The organism is Pantoea sp. Lij88, assembly GCF_030062155.1.
In the GTDB taxonomy this organism is placed as follows: domain Bacteria; phylum Pseudomonadota; class Gammaproteobacteria; order Enterobacterales; family Enterobacteriaceae; genus Pantoea.
The window spans coordinates 3264562-3281285 of sequence record NZ_CP118269.1 but is presented as its reverse complement, the minus strand read 5'-3'; the positions used below and the strand labels follow the sequence as shown (position 1 = coordinate 3281285).

12 protein-coding genes are annotated in these 16724 nt (G+C 54.9%); 7 read left to right on the top strand and 5 right to left on the bottom strand.

Translation table 11 applies throughout. From position 1 onward, the window contains the following. Window positions 1–167: 167 nt before the first annotated feature. Window positions 168–413 (bottom strand): hypothetical protein, encoded by a 246-nt coding sequence (locus PU624_RS19260; RefSeq protein ID WP_283546241.1) that lies wholly within the window; start codon window positions 411–413, stop codon window positions 168–170. 113 nt (window positions 414–526) lie between these two features. Then, window positions 527–1882, bottom strand: a complete 1356-nt coding sequence (gene aroP, locus PU624_RS19255; RefSeq protein WP_090964303.1) for an aromatic amino acid transporter AroP — start codon at window positions 1880–1882, stop codon at window positions 527–529. A gap of 515 nt (window positions 1883–2397) precedes the next feature. Between aroP and pdhR the strand changes: the two genes are divergently transcribed. The 4 genes from pdhR to lpdA all read left to right on the top strand — a co-directional run bounded on the left by pdhR (window position 2398) and on the right by lpdA (window position 9432). Next, window positions 2398–3162 (top strand): pyruvate dehydrogenase complex transcriptional repressor PdhR, encoded by a 765-nt coding sequence (gene pdhR, locus PU624_RS19250; RefSeq protein ID WP_090964305.1) that lies wholly within the window; start codon window positions 2398–2400, stop codon window positions 3160–3162. 102 nt (window positions 3163–3264) lie between these two features. Beyond that, window positions 3265–5931 carry a pyruvate dehydrogenase (acetyl-transferring), homodimeric type gene (gene aceE / locus PU624_RS19245; protein WP_283546240.1) on the top strand — a complete coding sequence of 889 codons (2667 nt, stop codon included), beginning with the start codon at window positions 3265–3267 and terminating at the stop codon, window positions 5929–5931. Window positions 5932–5945: 14 nt separating this feature from the next. Beyond that, complete coding sequence (gene aceF / locus PU624_RS19240) at window positions 5946–7847, top strand: pyruvate dehydrogenase complex dihydrolipoyllysine-residue acetyltransferase (protein WP_283546239.1); 1902 nt, start codon at window positions 5946–5948, stop codon at window positions 7845–7847. Between the two features lie 160 nt (window positions 7848–8007). Beyond that, complete coding sequence (gene lpdA, locus PU624_RS19235) at window positions 8008–9432, top strand: dihydrolipoyl dehydrogenase (RefSeq protein WP_010253950.1); 1425 nt, start codon at window positions 8008–8010, stop codon at window positions 9430–9432. A 205-nt stretch (window positions 9433–9637) separates the two neighbouring features. Here the strand turns inward: lpdA and PU624_RS19230 are convergent, their stop codons facing one another. Then, complete coding sequence (locus tag PU624_RS19230; protein ID WP_283546238.1) at window positions 9638–10537, bottom strand: LysR family transcriptional regulator; 900 nt, start codon at window positions 10535–10537, stop codon at window positions 9638–9640. Between the two features lie 105 nt (window positions 10538–10642). On the opposite strand from PU624_RS19230, the gene PU624_RS19225 reads away from it, so the two are divergent. The 3 genes from PU624_RS19225 (at window position 10643) to yacL (ending at window position 14806) form a co-directional block, all read left to right on the top strand. Next, window positions 10643–11152, top strand: coding sequence for a phenolic acid decarboxylase (locus tag PU624_RS19225; protein ID WP_283546237.1), 510 nt, complete (start codon window positions 10643–10645; stop codon window positions 11150–11152). 489 nt (window positions 11153–11641) lie between these two features. After that, window positions 11642–14239, top strand: a complete 2598-nt coding sequence (acnB, locus tag PU624_RS19220) for a bifunctional aconitate hydratase 2/2-methylisocitrate dehydratase (RefSeq protein ID WP_283546236.1) — start codon at window positions 11642–11644, stop codon at window positions 14237–14239. Window positions 14240–14428: 189 nt separating this feature from the next. Further along, window positions 14429–14806 (top strand): protein YacL, encoded by a 378-nt coding sequence (gene yacL, locus PU624_RS19215; protein ID WP_083070547.1) that lies wholly within the window; start codon window positions 14429–14431, stop codon window positions 14804–14806. 40 nt (window positions 14807–14846) lie between these two features. Here the strand turns inward: yacL and PU624_RS19210 are convergent, their stop codons facing one another. Both PU624_RS19210 and PU624_RS19205 read right to left on the bottom strand, forming a co-directional pair. After that, on the bottom strand, window positions 14847–15518 hold the full coding sequence (locus PU624_RS19210) for an SDR family NAD(P)-dependent oxidoreductase (RefSeq protein WP_283548032.1): 672 nt from the start codon (window positions 15516–15518) through the stop codon (window positions 14847–14849). 8 nt (window positions 15519–15526) lie between these two features. Next, the gene (locus PU624_RS19205) at window positions 15527–16723 is read right to left on the bottom strand and encodes a sialidase family protein (protein ID WP_283546235.1); all 1197 of its coding nucleotides are present in this window, start codon (window positions 16721–16723) and stop codon (window positions 15527–15529) included. Between the last annotated feature and the right edge of the window lies 1 nt (window position 16724).

Sequence of the window (16724 nt, the reverse complement as noted above, 5' to 3'; positions counted from 1 at the left end):
TCTCCTGCAAATCGTGAAGCCAGTAATTATTAGGGCTGAAGCCGCCTGTCGCGCAGCAGCAATTGGTCACAGAGATGGACAAAACAGGTGGGCGCAAAAAAATGTGAACTGGCACGTCCATGTGTGCCGGTTCACATCTGTTTAATCAGAGGGATTGTTGAACAGTGTTAAGTGGCGCTGATGTTCTGGCCTTCAATCAACCCGCCCAGCAGACCGCCGATCCAGCCACCGATATCACTAAACAGCGTGCTGGCATAGGAGGCGATAATGCCGGAAATAACGGGGATGGGGATAAGGGAACCGAGGGTATTACCAATGAGAAAACCGACCTGCTTACCCACGTTAGTGGTCATATCCTGAATAACGCCACTGCCGCTTACTGCCATAACTTCTGTTGCTGTGAGTTCACGCATAATTATTTTCCTTGTGAGTGAAAAGCAGGAAAAAATTAGCATCTCAGGCCAGCAATAAAAATAGTAATCCAGCTAAAGTGACCGGTGCGCCAGACTGCACGCACCGGACAGCATCAGGCCTTCTGCGTCTGGTTCTTAATAAAGTAACCGATACCCAGAATCACCAGCCAGACCGGGATCAGCCAGACGGAGATCGCCATGCCCGGCGTGGTCGCCATCAGCACCAGAATCCCTGCCAGGAAGATCAGGCAGATCCAGTTGCCCGCCGGATAGAGCAGCGCTTTAAAGCGGGTGGTGACGCCCTGCTGATCTTTCTTACGGCGGAACTTGAGGTGCGCCAGGCTGATCATTGCCCAGTTGATGACCAGCGCGGAGACGACCAGCGACATCAGAAGGCCAAATGCTTCGCCCGGCATCAGGTAGTTGATCAGCACGCACAGCGCAGTGGCGACAGCCGAGACCAGAATCGTTAACACCGGCACACCGCGACGATCGACTTTCAGCAGCGCTTTTGGCGCATTGCCCTGCTGTGCCAGACCAAACAGCATGCGGCTGTTGCAGTATACGCAGCTGTTATAGACCGACAGGGCCGCTGTCAGGATCACCACGTTCAGCGCATTGGCCACCATGGCATCGCCCAGCTCGTGGAAGATAAAGACAAACGGGCTGACTTCTGAGGTGACGCGGGTCCACGGCATCAGTGACAGCAGGACTGCCAGCGAACCAATGTAGAAAATCAGGATGCGCCACAGCACCTGGTTGGTTGCCTTTGGAATGCTCACTTCCGGGTTATCCGCTTCAGCCGCGGTGATACCCACCAGCTCCAGACCCCCAAACGAGAACATGATAATCGCCATGACGGTAACCAGACCGCCAATACCATGCGGGAAGAATCCACCCTGTTCCCACAGGTTGCGCACCGTCGCCTGCGGACCCGCGTGGCCGCTGAACAGCAGCCAGCCGCCGAACAGGATCATGCCTATCACTGCAACCACTTTAATGATGGCGAACCAGAACTCCATCTCACCGAACACTTTCACGTTGGTCAGGTTGATGGCGTTGATCATCACGAAGAAGATGGCAGCCGACGCCCAGGTCGGGAAGTCTGGCCACCAGAACTGAACATATTTGCCGACGGCGGTGAGTTCCGCCATGGCAACCAGCACATAGAGCACCCAGTAGTTCCAGCCCGACGCGAAGCCCGCAAAGTTGCCCCAGTATTTATAGGCAAAGTGGCTGAAGCTGCCGGCAACCGGCTCTTCCACGACCATCTCGCCCAGCTGGCGCATGATTAAAAAGGCAATAAAACCGGCAATCGCATAGCCCAGAATAACGGCCGGTCCGGCGGATTCGATAACCGATGCGCTGCCCAGAAACAGACCGGTTCCCACTGCACCACCCAGCGCGATGAGCTGAATATGGCGGTTCTTGAGACCACGTTTCAGCGCTTCGCCTTGCTGTTGTTCCATACAAACCTCGTGATGTTTTAATTCTTCGTTCGCAGCGCAATCCGCTGTAATGAAGGAGTTACAATAACGTATTGATTATTTTACGGTATCTGGCGTACTGAATGCGGCCATTTGCTACCCTGGCGACAAGAATAGTGATAAGCGATTCGCTTTGCACCTGCTTTCGCCTTTCGTGCTGGGAGTTGACTGAAAAAACGCCGTCCTGGTCACGTCTGTCCACAGAAACTTCTGCCATGAAATTCAGGTAATGACGAATAGCTTTCCCTTATGGCTGACGCACGGCTCCCGCGCTAAGCGGGTGTAAGGTTTGGTAAAAGTGCAATTATTTAACATTTGCACTTACGAGCTTTTTCCATTTTTTTAACCGCGAGTTAGCGCCAGCACAGGCCTGGGGGCAGGGGGAATGTCGCAGACACCATATAGACACAAGGTGAATACTTTGTTACTTTACCGGCACCTCTTTGCAATTGGTATTACCAATTTACTCCGGACGAAAGGCTTAATAAGAAGGGATGATGGCTTACAGTAAGATTCGCCAACCTAAGCTCTCCGACGCTATCGAGCAACAGCTCGAATCCCTGATTATGGAAGGGACGCTGCGTCCGGGAGAGAAGCTGCTGCCTGAGCGCGAACTCGCCAAACAATTCGATGTCTCACGTCCGTCTCTCCGCGAAGCAATCCAGCGCTTAGAAGCCAAAGGATTATTGCTGCGCCGACAGGGTGGCGGAACGTTCGTGCAGGAGAATCTCTGGCAAAGCTTAAGCGATCCACTCGTTGAGCTTCTCGCCGGCCATCCGGAATCACAGTTTGATCTGCTGGAAACGCGTCATGCCTTAGAAGGCATCGCTGCCTATTACGCGGCACTGCGTGGCACAGAGGAAGACCTGCTGCGCATTCGTGACTGCCATGTGAATATCCAGCAGGCACAGGACAGCGGCGATTTAGACGCCGAAGCGGACGCAGTGATGCAGTATCAGATCGCTGTCACAGAAGCGGCCCATAATGTGGTGCTTTTACATTTGCTACGCTCTATGGGCCCTATGCTGGAACAAAACGTTCGTCAGAATTTCGAATTGCTCTACTCGCGCCGGGAAATGCTGGCAAAAGTGAGCGGTCACCGCGCCAGAATCTTTGAGGCGATTGTGGCCCGTGAGCCAGAAAAAGCGCGCGAGGCTTCACACCGTCACCTGGCGTTCATAGAGGAAATCTTGCTGGACAGAAGTCGGGAGCAGAGCCGTCGAGAACGCTCCCTGCGTCGTTTACAGCAACGTAAGGAATAACGTGCGACAAAGATCGTACGGACATCAAGACGAGCCTGCCTGCATCTGCTTTAACAGGCTCCCGATTATTCAACGTATTAGACACAGATAAGGAACACACCCATGTCAGAACGTTTACACAATGACGTGGATCCGATTGAAACTCGTGACTGGCTACAGGCGATCGAATCGGTCATCCGTGAAGAAGGTGTTGAACGTGCACAGTATCTGATTGATCAGGTACTGGGTGCAGCCCGCAAAGGCGGCGTAAAAGTGGCTGCAGGATCTTCTGCAATCAGCAACTATATCAACTCTATTGCCGTTGAAGATGAACCCGACTATCCGGGCAACACCTCTCTTGAACGTCGTATCCGTTCCGCAATTCGCTGGAACGCCATCATGTCGGTGCTGCGCGCATCGAAGAAAGATCTGGAACTCGGTGGCCACATGTCCTCCTTCCAGTCTTCTGCGACCATTTATGAAGTGTGCTTCAACCACTTCTTCCGCGCGCGTAGCGAAAAAGATGGCGGCGATCTGGTCTATTTCCAGGGCCACATCTCTCCAGGCATCTATGCCCGTGCGTTCCTTGAAGGTCGTCTGACCGAAGATCAGATGAACAACTTCCGTCAGGAAGTTGACGGCAAAGGCCTCTCTTCTTATCCGCATCCGAAATTAATGCCGGAATTCTGGCAGTTCCCGACCGTATCAATGGGTCTGGGTCCGCTGTCGGCGATCTATCAGGCGAAGTTCCTGAAGTATCTGGAACACCGTGGCCTGAAAGACACCTCCGCTCAGACCGTGTACGCCTTCCTGGGTGACGGCGAGATGGATGAGCCAGAATCTAAAGGTGCGATCACCATCGCCACCCGTGAAAAACTGGATAACCTGGTCTTCATCATCAACTGCAACCTGCAGCGTCTGGATGGTCCGGTAACCGGTAATGGCAAGATCATCAACGAGCTGGAAGGCATCTTTGCCGGTGCTGGCTGGGAAGTGATCAAGGTCATCTGGGGCGGACGCTGGGATGAGCTGCTGCGCAAAGATACCAGCGGCAAGCTGATTCAGCTGATGAACGAAACCGTTGACGGTGACTACCAGACCTTCAAATCCCGTGATGGTGCCTATGTGCGTGAGCACTTCTTTGGTAAATATCCGGAAACCGCAGCACTGGTTAAAGATATGTCCGATGATGAAATCTGGGCATTGAACCGTGGCGGCCACGATCCGAAGAAAATCTACGCGGCGCTGAAAAAAGCGCAGGACACCAAAGGCAAGCCAGTCCTGATCCTGGCGCATACCATTAAAGGTTATGGTATGGGCGACACCGCGGAAGGCAAAAACATTGCCCACCAGGTGAAGAAGATGAACATGGATGGCGTGCGCTATATCCGTGATCGCTTCAACGTGCCGGTTGCTGATGACAAAATCGAATCACTGCCGTACGTGACCTTCGAAAAAGGCTCAGAAGAGCATGCTTATCTGCACGGTCAGCGTGAGAAGTTAGGCGGTTACCTGCCAACGCGTCAGCCGAAGTTCACTGAGAAGCTGGAAATGCCAGCGCTCGAAGAGTTCAGTGCGCTGCTGGATGAGCAGAACAAAGAGATCTCGACCACCATCGCCTTTGTGCGTGCCCTGAACGTGATGCTGAAGAACAAGTCGATCAAAGATCGTCTGGTTCCGATCCTCGCCGATGAAGCGCGTACCTTTGGTATGGAAGGTCTGTTCCGTCAGATTGGTATCTACAGCCCGAACGGTCAGCAGTACACCCCGCAGGACCGCGAGCAGGTTGCTTACTATAAAGAAGACGAGAAAGGCCAGATTCTGCAGGAAGGGATCAACGAGCTGGGCGCAGGTTCATCCTGGCTGGCTGCGGCGACCTCTTACAGCACCAACAACCTGCCGATGATCCCGTTCTACATCTATTACTCGATGTTCGGCTTCCAGCGTATCGGTGATCTGATGTGGCTGGCAGGCGACCAGCAGGCGCGCGGCTTCCTGGTCGGCGGTACCTCAGGTCGTACTACCCTGAACGGCGAAGGTCTGCAGCATGAAGATGGTCACAGCCATATTCAGTCTCTGACTATCCCGAACTGTATCTCTTACGATCCTTCTTACGCGTATGAAGTGGCAGTCATCATGCATGACGGTCTGGTGCGTATGTATGGCGAAGCGCAGGAGAACGTTTACTACTACATCACCACGCTGAACGAAAACTACCATATGCCAGCAATGCCCGCTGGTGCAGAAGAAGGTATCCGTAAGGGTATCTACAAACTGGAAACGGTAGAAGGCAGCAAAGGTAAAGTGCAGCTGCTGGGCTCGGGTTCTATCCTGCGTCACGTTCGTGAAGCTGCGCAGATCCTGGCGAAAGATTACGGTATCGGCTCTGATGTCTACAGCGTGACCTCGTTCACCGAACTGGCGCGTGATGGCCAGGATTGTGAGCGCTGGAACATGCTGCATCCGACAGAAGAAGCGCGCGTACCTTACATCGCTCAGGTGATGAACGACGCACCCGCTGTGGCTTCAACCGACTACATGAAACTGTTCGCTGAGCAGGTTCGTAGCTATGTCCCAGCCAGCGATTATCGCGTACTGGGTACCGATGGCTTTGGTCGCTCTGACAGCCGTGAGAATCTGCGTCATCACTTCGAAGTTGATGCATCTTATGTGGTGGTTGCCGCGCTGGGTGAGCTGGCTAAACGCGGCGAGATCGAGAAGAAAGTGGTGGCCGATGCGATCACTAAATTCAATATCGATGCCGATAAAGTTAACCCGCGTCTGGCTTAAGAGGTAATAGAGTAATGGCTATCGAAATTAAGGTACCGGATATCGGGTCTGACGAAGTCGAAGTCACCGAGATTCTGGTGAAAGTTGGCGACAAGGTGGAAGCCGAGCAGTCGCTGATCACCGTGGAAGGCGACAAAGCCTCAATGGAAGTGCCGTCACCACAGGCTGGCGTAGTAAAAGAGATTAAAATCTCTACCGGTGACAAAATTGAGACCGGCTCGCTAATCATGGTGTTTGATGCTGAAGGCGCTGCGGAAGCAGCCCCTGCCGCCGCCGAAGAGAAAAAAGCGGACGCGGCGCCAGCGCCAGCCGCTGCTGCGGCCACTGCCAGCAAAGAAGTGGCTGTTCCGGATATCGGCGGTGACGAAGTTGAAGTCACTGAGATTCTGGTCAGGGTTGGCGACAAAGTCGAAGCCGAGCAGTCTCTGATTGTGGTGGAAGGTGATAAAGCCTCCATGGAAGTCCCGGCTCCGTTCGCGGGTGTGGTCAAAGAGATCACCATCGCGACCGGCGACAAAGTCAGCACCGGTTCAGCCATCATGGTCTTTGAAGCAGAAGGCGCAGCACCGGCCTCTGATGCGAAGCCAGAAGTGAAAGAAGAAGCGGCATCGGCACCCGCCGCGGCTGCAGGCGCAAAAGACGTTAACGTTCCGGATATCGGCGGCGATGAAGTTGAAGTCACCGAGATCCTCGTTAAAGTTGGCGACAAAGTTGAAGCTGAGCAGTCACTGCTCGTGGTGGAAGGCGACAAAGCCTCGATGGAAGTCCCTGCGCCGTTTGCAGGCACCGTCAAAGCGCTGAAAGTCGCGACGGGCGATAAAGTCAGCACCGGCTCACTGATCATGGTGTTTGAAGTCGAAGGTGCTGCTCCGGCTGCCCCTGCGGCAGCGAAACAGGAAGCCGCACCAGCGCCTGCTGCTAAATCTGAAGCGAAAGCCGCGGCACCCGCCGCAGCCAAAGCCGACAGTAAAGGTGAATTCGCAGAGAACGACGCTTACGTTCACGCAACCCCGGTGATCCGTCGCCTGGCACGCGAGTTCGGTGTTAACCTGGCGAAAGTCAAAGGCACCGGCCGTAAAGGTCGCATTCTGAAAGAAGACGTGCAGACTTACGTGAAAGACGCCGTGAAACGCGCTGAAGCCGCACCTGCTGCTGCAAGCGGCGGCGGTCTGCCTGGCATGCTGCCATGGCCGAAAGTGGATTTCAGTAAGTTTGGTGAAATCGAAGAAGTCGAACTGGGTCGTATCCAGAAAATTTCTGGCGCGAATCTGAGCCGTAACTGGGTGATGATCCCGCACGTTACGCATTTCGACAAAACCGATATCACCGATCTGGAAGCTTTCCGTAAGCAGCAGAATGCTGAAGCAGAGAAGCGTAAGCTGGACGTGAAGTACACCCCGGTGGTGTTCATCATGAAAGCGGTCGCCGCGGCGCTTGAGCAGATGCCACGCTTCAACAGTTCGCTGTCTGAAGATGCACAGAAACTGACGCTGAAGAAATACATTAACATCGGTGTGGCGGTTGATACGCCAAATGGCCTGGTTGTTCCGGTCTTCAAAGACGTGAACAAGAAAGGCATCACCGAGCTGTCGCGTGAACTGATGGCGATTTCGAAGAAAGCGCGTGACGGTAAGCTGACAGCGGGCGACATGCAGGGCGGATGTTTCACGATATCCAGCCTGGGCGGCCTGGGCACCACACACTTCGCGCCGATCGTTAACGCGCCGGAAGTGGCTATCCTGGGTGTCTCTAAATCGGCGATGGAGCCGGTGTGGAATGGTAAAGAGTTCACTCCGCGTCTGATGATGCCGATTTCTCTCTCCTTCGACCACCGCGTTATCGACGGTGCTGATGGTGCGAGATTCATTACTATCATCGGCAATATGTTGTCTGACATTCGTCGTTTAGTTATGTAAATGTAAAGAAGGCCGGCGGATGCCGGCCTTCCTTTAACGATTCGTCGCGCCGCTGTTGGCAGTTTGTTAACAATTCTGTAAACTCTTGCGGTGAAAGTCCCGGTGGAATAAGGGCATTATAAGAAAGTCTGACCCGCCGGATATCAATTAAGAGGTCATGATGAGTACAGAGATTAAAACCCAGGTCGTGGTACTTGGGGCAGGTCCTGCAGGTTACTCTGCAGCCTTCCGTTGTGCGGATTTAGGTCTGGAAACCGTACTGGTTGAGCGTTACAGCACCCTCGGTGGTGTTTGTCTGAACGTCGGTTGTATCCCATCTAAAGCGCTGCTGCACGTTGCTAAAGTGATTGAAGAGGCGAAAGCCCTTGAAGAGCACGGCATTGTGTTTGGCCAGCCATCTACTGATATCAACAAGATTCGCAGCTGGAAAGAGAAGGTTATCAACCAGTTGACTGGCGGCCTGTCAGGTATGGCAAAAGGTCGTAAAGTCACCGTGGTGAATGGCCTCGGCAAATTCACCGGTGCTAACACCCTGGTGGTTGAAGGAGAAGGCGGCGCGACCACCATCAACTTCGATAACGCCATCATCGCTGCGGGTTCACGCCCAATCGAACTGCCATTCATTCCACATGAAGATCCACGCGTCTGGGACTCTACCGATGCGCTGGAACTGAAAGAAGTGCCGAAGCGTCTGCTGGTTATGGGCGGCGGTATCATCGGTCTGGAAATGGCGACGGTTTATCATGCGCTGGGTTCAGAGATCGATGTGGTTGAGATGTTCGACCAGGTTATCCCGGCTGCAGATAAAGACGTGGTGAAAGTCTTTACCAAAAAAATCAGCAAGAAATTTAACCTGATGCTGGAAACCAAAGTGACCGCCGTTGAAGCAAAAGACGATGGCATTTACGTTTCAATGGAAGGTAAAAAAGCACCAGGCGAAGCGCAGCGTTATGACGCGGTGCTGGTGGCGATCGGTCGTGTGCCGAACGGTAAAGGTCTGGATGCCGGTAAAGCGGGCGTGGAAGTGGACGATCGCGGTTTCATCCGCGTCGACAAGCAGATGCGCACCAACGTGCCACACATCTATGCTATCGGCGACATCGTCGGTCAGCCAATGCTGGCGCATAAAGGCGTGCATGAAGGCCACGTTGCGGCAGAAGTGATTTCCGGTCTGAAGCACTACTTCGATCCGAAAGTGATCCCTTCAATTGCCTATACTGAGCCAGAAGTTGCCTGGGTCGGTCTGACCGAGAAAGAAGCGAAAGAGAAAGGCATCAGCTATGAGACGTCCACCTTCCCGTGGGCTGCTTCAGGCCGTGCTATCGCTTCTGATTGTGCAGACGGCATGACCAAACTGATTTTCGACAAAGAGACGCACCGTATTATTGGTGGCGCGATTGTCGGTACTAACGGCGGCGAGCTGTTAGGCGAAATCGGTCTGGCCATTGAGATGGGTTGTGATGCGGAAGATATCGCGCTGACCATCCATGCTCACCCGACCCTGCATGAGTCAGTCGGTCTGGCTGCAGAAATCTTCGAAGGTAGCATCACCGATCTGCCTAACGCGAAAGCGAAGAAGAAGTAAGTTTCTGCCGCTGTAAAAATAAAGCTCCCGTTATGGGGGCTTTTTTTTCGCCTGGTGTTTGGGCCGGTTATTACGTGTTCATCTGGGGTAAACGAGGGTGTTAAATCTTGTGGATTTTTTCAGTGTGAGAAAGTGCCGGGTAATCAGCCGGATAGTTTTAGAGTGTTTCCCGTGCGAGCGGGGATAAACCACTCCGATTTCTTGCTTATCCGCGCGCCTCCCAGGATGCCACCCGCTCAATAAACATCTGCGCCAGTGCTGCAATGGCGTGGTTGCCGGGCAGTCTCTCTTCATTCATATGCATCACCAGCGAGCTACTGCGTCGGCGGCCCTGCAGCAGCGGAAGAGGGCGGAGTTCACCGCTCTCTAACAGCGCGGCGATATTCTGTTCCGGCAGCCAGCCATAACCTAACTGATGCTGGACCGCTTCAATCGCGGCCGATAGCGTCGTGAATGACCAGTTCTCCGCCTGATCGCCATTCACCTCAGACTGCTGCTGTTGCTGACGATCCAGAATGGTCACGCAGGGCCAGCGTGCCAGCGTGGCGGCGTTGAGCGGGGCGGGTTCACGGTGCAGCGGGTGGTCGCGATGGGCGACGGCAATGAAATTGACGCTCATCAGGCTTTCGCCTGCCAGCGGTCCGGCACCATATTGCGCCACCAGCCAGAGATCGGCCTGTTGTTCCGCCAGTCTGTCTGGAGTTTCGCTGCGGACGATTTCACTCAGCCAGATGCGGACATGCGGATAGCGTTGCTGAAAGGTCCGGAGCACATCAAACAGCAGAGGTTTGGGCAGCGTCGCATCGACCATCAGATCGATGCGCGAACGCTCGCCGCGTTGCAGGGCACTGGCCCGGGCCTCAAGCGCACCGAACCCCTCCAGCAGCGGACGGACCTGGGCCAGCAGCTGATGCCCCTCCGCACTCAGCACCGCGCGGCGGCCCTCCTGCTGTAACAAAGTTAAACCCAGCCGCTGTTGAAGCAGGCCCAGCTGATAGCTCAGTGAAGACTGGCTGCGATTGTTCTTCTCTGCGGCCAGCGCAAAACTTCCCTCATTCACCACCGCGTCAAGCAGATACCACTGTTCCAGGGTTGTTTTGTACATGGTTACTCATCTAAAAATTAAATGATTTAGTGCTAAAAATAGCGTTATTCATCGCTTTTGTAACGCGCAATAATTATCTCAGGGAAAACAAATGAGGAGTGAATCATGAGCACTTTTGATAAACATGACCTGTCTGGCATCGTCGGCAAACATCTGGTTTACACCTACGACAACGGCTGGAATTACGAGCTCTATATTAAAAATGCCAGCACCATCGACTATCGTATTCACAGTGGCATGGTCGGTAATCGCTGGGTTAAAAATCAGCACGTCTATGTCGTTCGTCTGGCGCAGGATGTCTATAAAGTCTCCTGGACTGAACCTACCGGTACCGATGTCAGCCTGGCGGTTAACCTGGCCGATAAAATTTTCCATGGCACCATCTTCTTCCCGCGCTGGGTGATGAACAACCCGGAAAAAACAGTCTGCTTCCAGAACGACCATCTGGAAGAGATGGCCACATTCCGCGAAGCGGGTCCGGCTTATCCCACCGAAGTGATTGATGAGTTTGCGACGCTGACCGTCATCCGCGATGTCGGTGAAAACAACGAGAGCGTGATTGACTGTCCGCCCGATCAGCTGCCCGCTAATTTCCCGGAAAATCTGAAAAATTAACCTGGCAGAGAGAGGTCATGATGGCCTCTTTCTGATCGTTCCGGCCCCCTGCAACGTCAGTCGTTTCAGGGGGCATCTTCGTGGCCGCACAGGCTGGCAGGGCTGATAACCGGCGGCGAACCGCAGGGAACGCTTTACTAAGCCGCATGCGCGCCGGGTTCTATTCCTTTCAGTTATCTATCGCACCGCATGACTTCGCTTTAAATGCGGCAATATTGATCTCTTCATCCAGACATTTCAGTGGAATACGCTACGCTGCCGGGTGCCTTTTCAGCTCACTTTGCTGGCTGAACAGGGAAAACAGGCGGGAAGAATCGCGGCAGTGGATTATGTTGTATTTTTGTAAACAGATTAACAAACAGACGAAATCCTGCTATTCTGCCCTCCGCGAAACCGGGCACCTCAACCTGGACGAGAAAGGGAAGTGTGTTCTCCATAAGTGAGCAAGGTGGTCGGAAAGCCCTACATAATGAGAGCGAGGATAACGTCGTGCTAGAAGAATACCGTAAGCACGTTGCCGAGCGTGCTGCCCAGGGAATTGTACCTAAGCCTTTAGAGGCTTCCCAGATGGCCGCGCTGGTTGAACTGCTGAAAAATCCACCTGCGGGTGAAGAAGAATTTCTGACCGATTTATTGGTCAACCGAGTCCCACCTGGCGTCGATGAAGCGGCGTATGTCAAAGCCGGTTTCCTGGCGGCTGTCGCCAAAGGCGAAGCAACCTCTCCTCTGATATCTCCTGAAAAAGCGGTTGAACTGCTCGGCACCATGCAGGGCGGTTACAATATTCATCCGCTGATTGAAGCACTGGACGATAGCAAGCTTGCCCCCATTGCGGTGAAAGCCCTTTCACACACGCTGCTGATGTTCGACAACTTCTATGATGTCGAAGAGAAAGCGAAAGCGGGTAATGAATACGCGAAGCAGGTCATGCAATCCTGGGCAGATGCGGAATGGTATCTGACACGCCCTGAACTGGCTGAGAAAATCACCGTCACGGTGTTCAAAGTCACAGGCGAAACCAACACCGACGACCTCTCTCCGGCCCAGGATGCCTGGTCACGTCCTGACATCCCACTGCACGCCCTGGCGATGCTGAAAAATGCCCGCGAAGGCATTGAGCCGGATGAGGCGGGCAATGTTGGCCCGATCAAACAGATCGAAGCACTGAAGACCAAAGGCTTCCCGCTGGCGTATGTCGGTGACGTAGTCGGAACCGGTTCTTCACGTAAATCCGCCACCAACTCGGTGCTGTGGTTTATGGGCGACGACATTCCGAACGTGCCGAATAAAAAAGGCGGCGGCGTGGTACTGGGCAGCAAAATTGCGCCAATCTTCTTCAACACCATGGAAGATGCGGGCGCACTGCCGATTGAAGTGGACGTCAACAACCTGAACATGGGCGATGTCATCGACATCTATCCGTTCAAAGGCGAAGTCCGCAACCACGAAACTAATGAACTGCTGGTCAGCTTCGAACTCAAAACCGAAGTGCTGATTGACGAAGTCCGTGCCGGTGGCCGTATTCCGCTGATCATCGGCCGTGGCCTGACCACCAAAGCGCGCGAGTCGCTGGGTCTGCCGCACAGCACCGTCTTCCGTCAGGCGAAAGATGTTGCTGAGAGCACCCGTGGTTTCTCACTGGCACAGAAAATGGTTGGCCGCGCCTGTGGCGTGACCGGTGTTCGTCCAGGTGCCTATTGCGAACCTAAGATGACCTCGGTTGGCTCGCAGGATACCACCGGCCCGATGACCCGTGATGAGCTGAAAGATCTGGCTTGCCTGGGCTTCTCGACCGACCTGGTGATGCAGTCCTTCTGTCACACCGCCGCGTATCCTAAGCCGGTGGATGTGAGCACGCACCACACGCTGCCAGACTTCATCATGAACCGTGGCGGTGTATCGCTGCGTCCGGGTGACGGCATTATCCACAGCTGGCTGAACCGTATGCTGCTGCCGGATACCGTTGGTACCGGTGGTGACTCCCATACCCGTTTCCCTATCGGCATCTCTTTCCCGGCGGGTTCAGGCCTGGTGGCGTTTGCGGCGGCGACGGGCGTTATGCCGCTCGACATGCCGGAATCGGTCCTGGTGCGCTTCAAAGGTAAGATGGAGCCAGGCATTACTCTGCGCGATCTGGTTCACGCCATTCCGCTGTATGCCATCAAACAGGGTCTGCTGACCGTTGAGAAGAAAGGTAAGAAAAACATCTTCTCTGGCCGTATCCTGGAGATCGAAGGTCTGCCGGATCTGAAAGTTGAGCAGGCGTTTGAGCTCTCCGATGCATCCGCAGAGCGTTCTGCTGCAGGCTGCACCATCAAGCTGGATAAAGCGCCGATTATCGAATACCTCAACTCCAACATCGTGCTGCTGAAGTGGATGATCTCAGAAGGCTACGGCGATCGTCGTACGCTGGAGCGCCGCATTGAAGGGATGGAAAAATGGCTGGCCGATCCACAGCTGCTTGAGCCGGATGCCGATGCTGAATATGCCGCCGTGATCGAAATCGATCTGGCTGACATTAAAGAGCCGATCCTCTGTGCGCCAAACGATCCGGACGATGCGCGTCTGCTCTCTGACGTGCAGGGCGAGAAGATCGATGAAGTGTTCATCGGTTCGTGCATGACCAACATTGGTCACTTCCGTGCTGCCGGTAAACTGCTGGATAGCCACAAAGGCCAGCTGCCAACCCGTCTGTGGGTGGCTCCGCCAACCAAGATGGATGCGGCACAGCTGACCGAAGAGGGCTACTACAGCGTATTCGGTAAAAGCGGTGCGCGTATCGAGATCCCGGGCTGTTCACTCTGCATGGGTAACCAGGCACGTGTGGCAGATGGTTCGACGGTGGTTTCTACCTCGACCCGTAACTTCCCGAACCGTCTGGGTAACGGCGCTAACGTCTACCTGGCGTCAGCGGAGCTGGCTGCGGTCGCGTCTCTGCTTGGCAAACTGCCAACGCCGGATGAGTATCAGCAATTTATGGCGCAGGTCGATAAAACGGCCAGCGACACCTATCGCTATCTCAACTTTGACCAGCTGACGCAGTACACCGACAAGGCTGATGGCGTGATTTTCCAGACTGCGGTCTGATTCTTCACCTGGCAGTCACAGAAAGGGGCGATGATTCGCCCCTTTTTTTCGTCCCGGCATTGGGCAGAGAGACGATCAAAAGCTGGATTTCGGCAGACAGCCTGTAATAATGCGCGACGTGTCACACTATGCTGCGAGAGCAGCACGGACACTTATCAGGTGAGGCGACGACGTTGAGAGGAACGGGCGATGGAATATGAATTTTTACGCGATGTGACCGGACAGATTAAGGTTCGTATGTCGATGGATCATGAAGCGGTCGGCCACTGGTTCAACGAAGAAGTAAAAAACGATCCGGGATTGCTGGATGAAGTTGAAGCCGCTATCGAAGACGTCAAAGGCAGCGTGCGTCAGTGGCAGCGCATCGGCAGCGAGTACACCATCCTGCTGGATGAAGAAGAAGTAATGATTCGCGCCAACCTGCTGGCACTGGAAGATGACGGCATGGAGGAGGGGATGAACTACTACGACGAAGAGAGCCTCTCGTTCTGCGGCATTGAAGATTTTCAGCTGGTGATTGCCGCCTATCGCCAGTTTATAAACCAGTACGGCAAACCCGTACGGTAATGTAATAAGGCCGGGCAACCTGAGTGGCCCGGCCGGTTAATTAACTCAGCGATGCACCGCCGCACATCACCAGCTGCTGACCGGTGATCGCCGCTGCCGCAGGTGAGAGCAGGAAATCGACCAGTCCGGCCACTTCCTGTGGCTGAATGTAACGACCTATCGGCGGCAATGTTGGCGGCGAACTGGCCCGTCCTGGCTGTTGCAGCATCGGCGTTTCGGTGGCACCAGGTGCCACAATATTGGCCGTAATGCCGCGCGGTGCCAGCTCTGCCGCCCAGCTGCGCACCATGCCGATCATCGCCGATTTGGTGGCCACATACTGACTGCGGCCTGCCGCGCCGCCTGACGTACGACTGCCCAGCAGCACAATTCTGCCGCCCGCCTGCATCCGGGGCGCGAAATGATTCGCCAGCTGTTCTGCGGCGGCTACATGCAGTTGCCACAGACGCGCGCTGGCGCTCAGATCCAGCTCTCCCAGCGGCGCGGCCTGCATCATTCCCGCTGCATGGATCACCGCCTGCGGCACCGGCAGTTCATCCAGTAAAGCCTGCAATGCCGCGCTGTCGCTGATATCAATCTGATGGCTCTGCCAGCCCGCTGCTGTCCGGTTTATCGCCGAGCGACTCAGGCCGGTCACCTGCCAGCCTTCTTTCAGCAGGCGATCCACAATCGCCTGACCGATGCCGGAACTGGCCCCGGTCACCAGCGCCATCCGTTCAATCACGCGTCACCTCCCTGCACCCATGACTCCTCAACCCGTACATATTTAATCGCCTGACGATACCAGGTGTAGGCGATATGCAGTTCGCCGTTCACGCCCTGTTTAATGCTGGGATAGGAGAACTCACGGTTTAATTTCTGCTGAGAGTTATTGGTCATGCAGTAGCCGTCGCCCTCGTCCAGATTGCGCTGCAGCGGCCAGCTTTTACCGCCATCCGTTGAGATCGCCAGCGTCATCGGCGCGCGTGGCGCGCCCCAGAAGGCGGTACGACCGTTATGTACCACCGGCTCAGCGGCGACCGCAACGTTACCGTCCTCTTCATCATCTTCAATTTCGTCATACAGCGACAACCGACGTTCGCTGGCACCTTCGGCGCTCATGGCATTGAACACCAGCGCCAGATGACCGTTGCGCAGCGTCGTCACCTGAATCGAGGAGTTATTGTTGGGCAGTGACAGCGGCTCGGGCGCGCTCCAGCTTTCACCCTGATCAAACGAGCGGCTCTGATAGATGTGGTCGGCCCAGCGGCTGCGGTAAAGGGCCAGCAGCGAGCCATCATCCAGCAGGGTGACGTTCATATGAACGCAGCCGGTGCTGTCAGGCACGCTGACGTCACGCCAGCTCTGGCCTTTATCTTCCGAGATTTTCACCGCGCTGACGTCATAGCTGCCAACCCACTTTTCGCCGGGCTGCGTCAGGCAGTAGAACACCGGCAGCAGCCAGTTGCCGTTGGGCAGCACCACAATCGGCTGGCGGATAAAGGTGCCGGGCTTATCCAGCAGAGTGTTGATCCCGCCCCAGCTCTTGCCCATATCGTGAGACTGGCGATAGCGCACAATCGCGGTGTCCTGATTGCCCGATTTCTGCGCCGTCCACAGCAGCCACAGCACCTGGTCAGGATCGAGAAACAGCACCGGATTCTGTTCTGAACGGCCGGGATCGTCAGAGAGTTTCTGCGCTTCACTCCAGCAATCGCTGCCTTTAGTCAGCCGGGAACACCAGACCGAGATATCGGCGATCCCTTCCTGTGTGCCGCCAAACCAGACGCAAAGCAGATCGCCATCAGGCAGCGGCAGCAGGTTGGCCGCGTGGTTTTGCGGGCAGGAGGAGGGCAGCATCGCAACCTGCTGCGCGCTGTCCTGCGGGTGAGGCGCAAGCAGGCCGGTGCGTTCTGCGGTGACGGTTTCCTGAGTCATA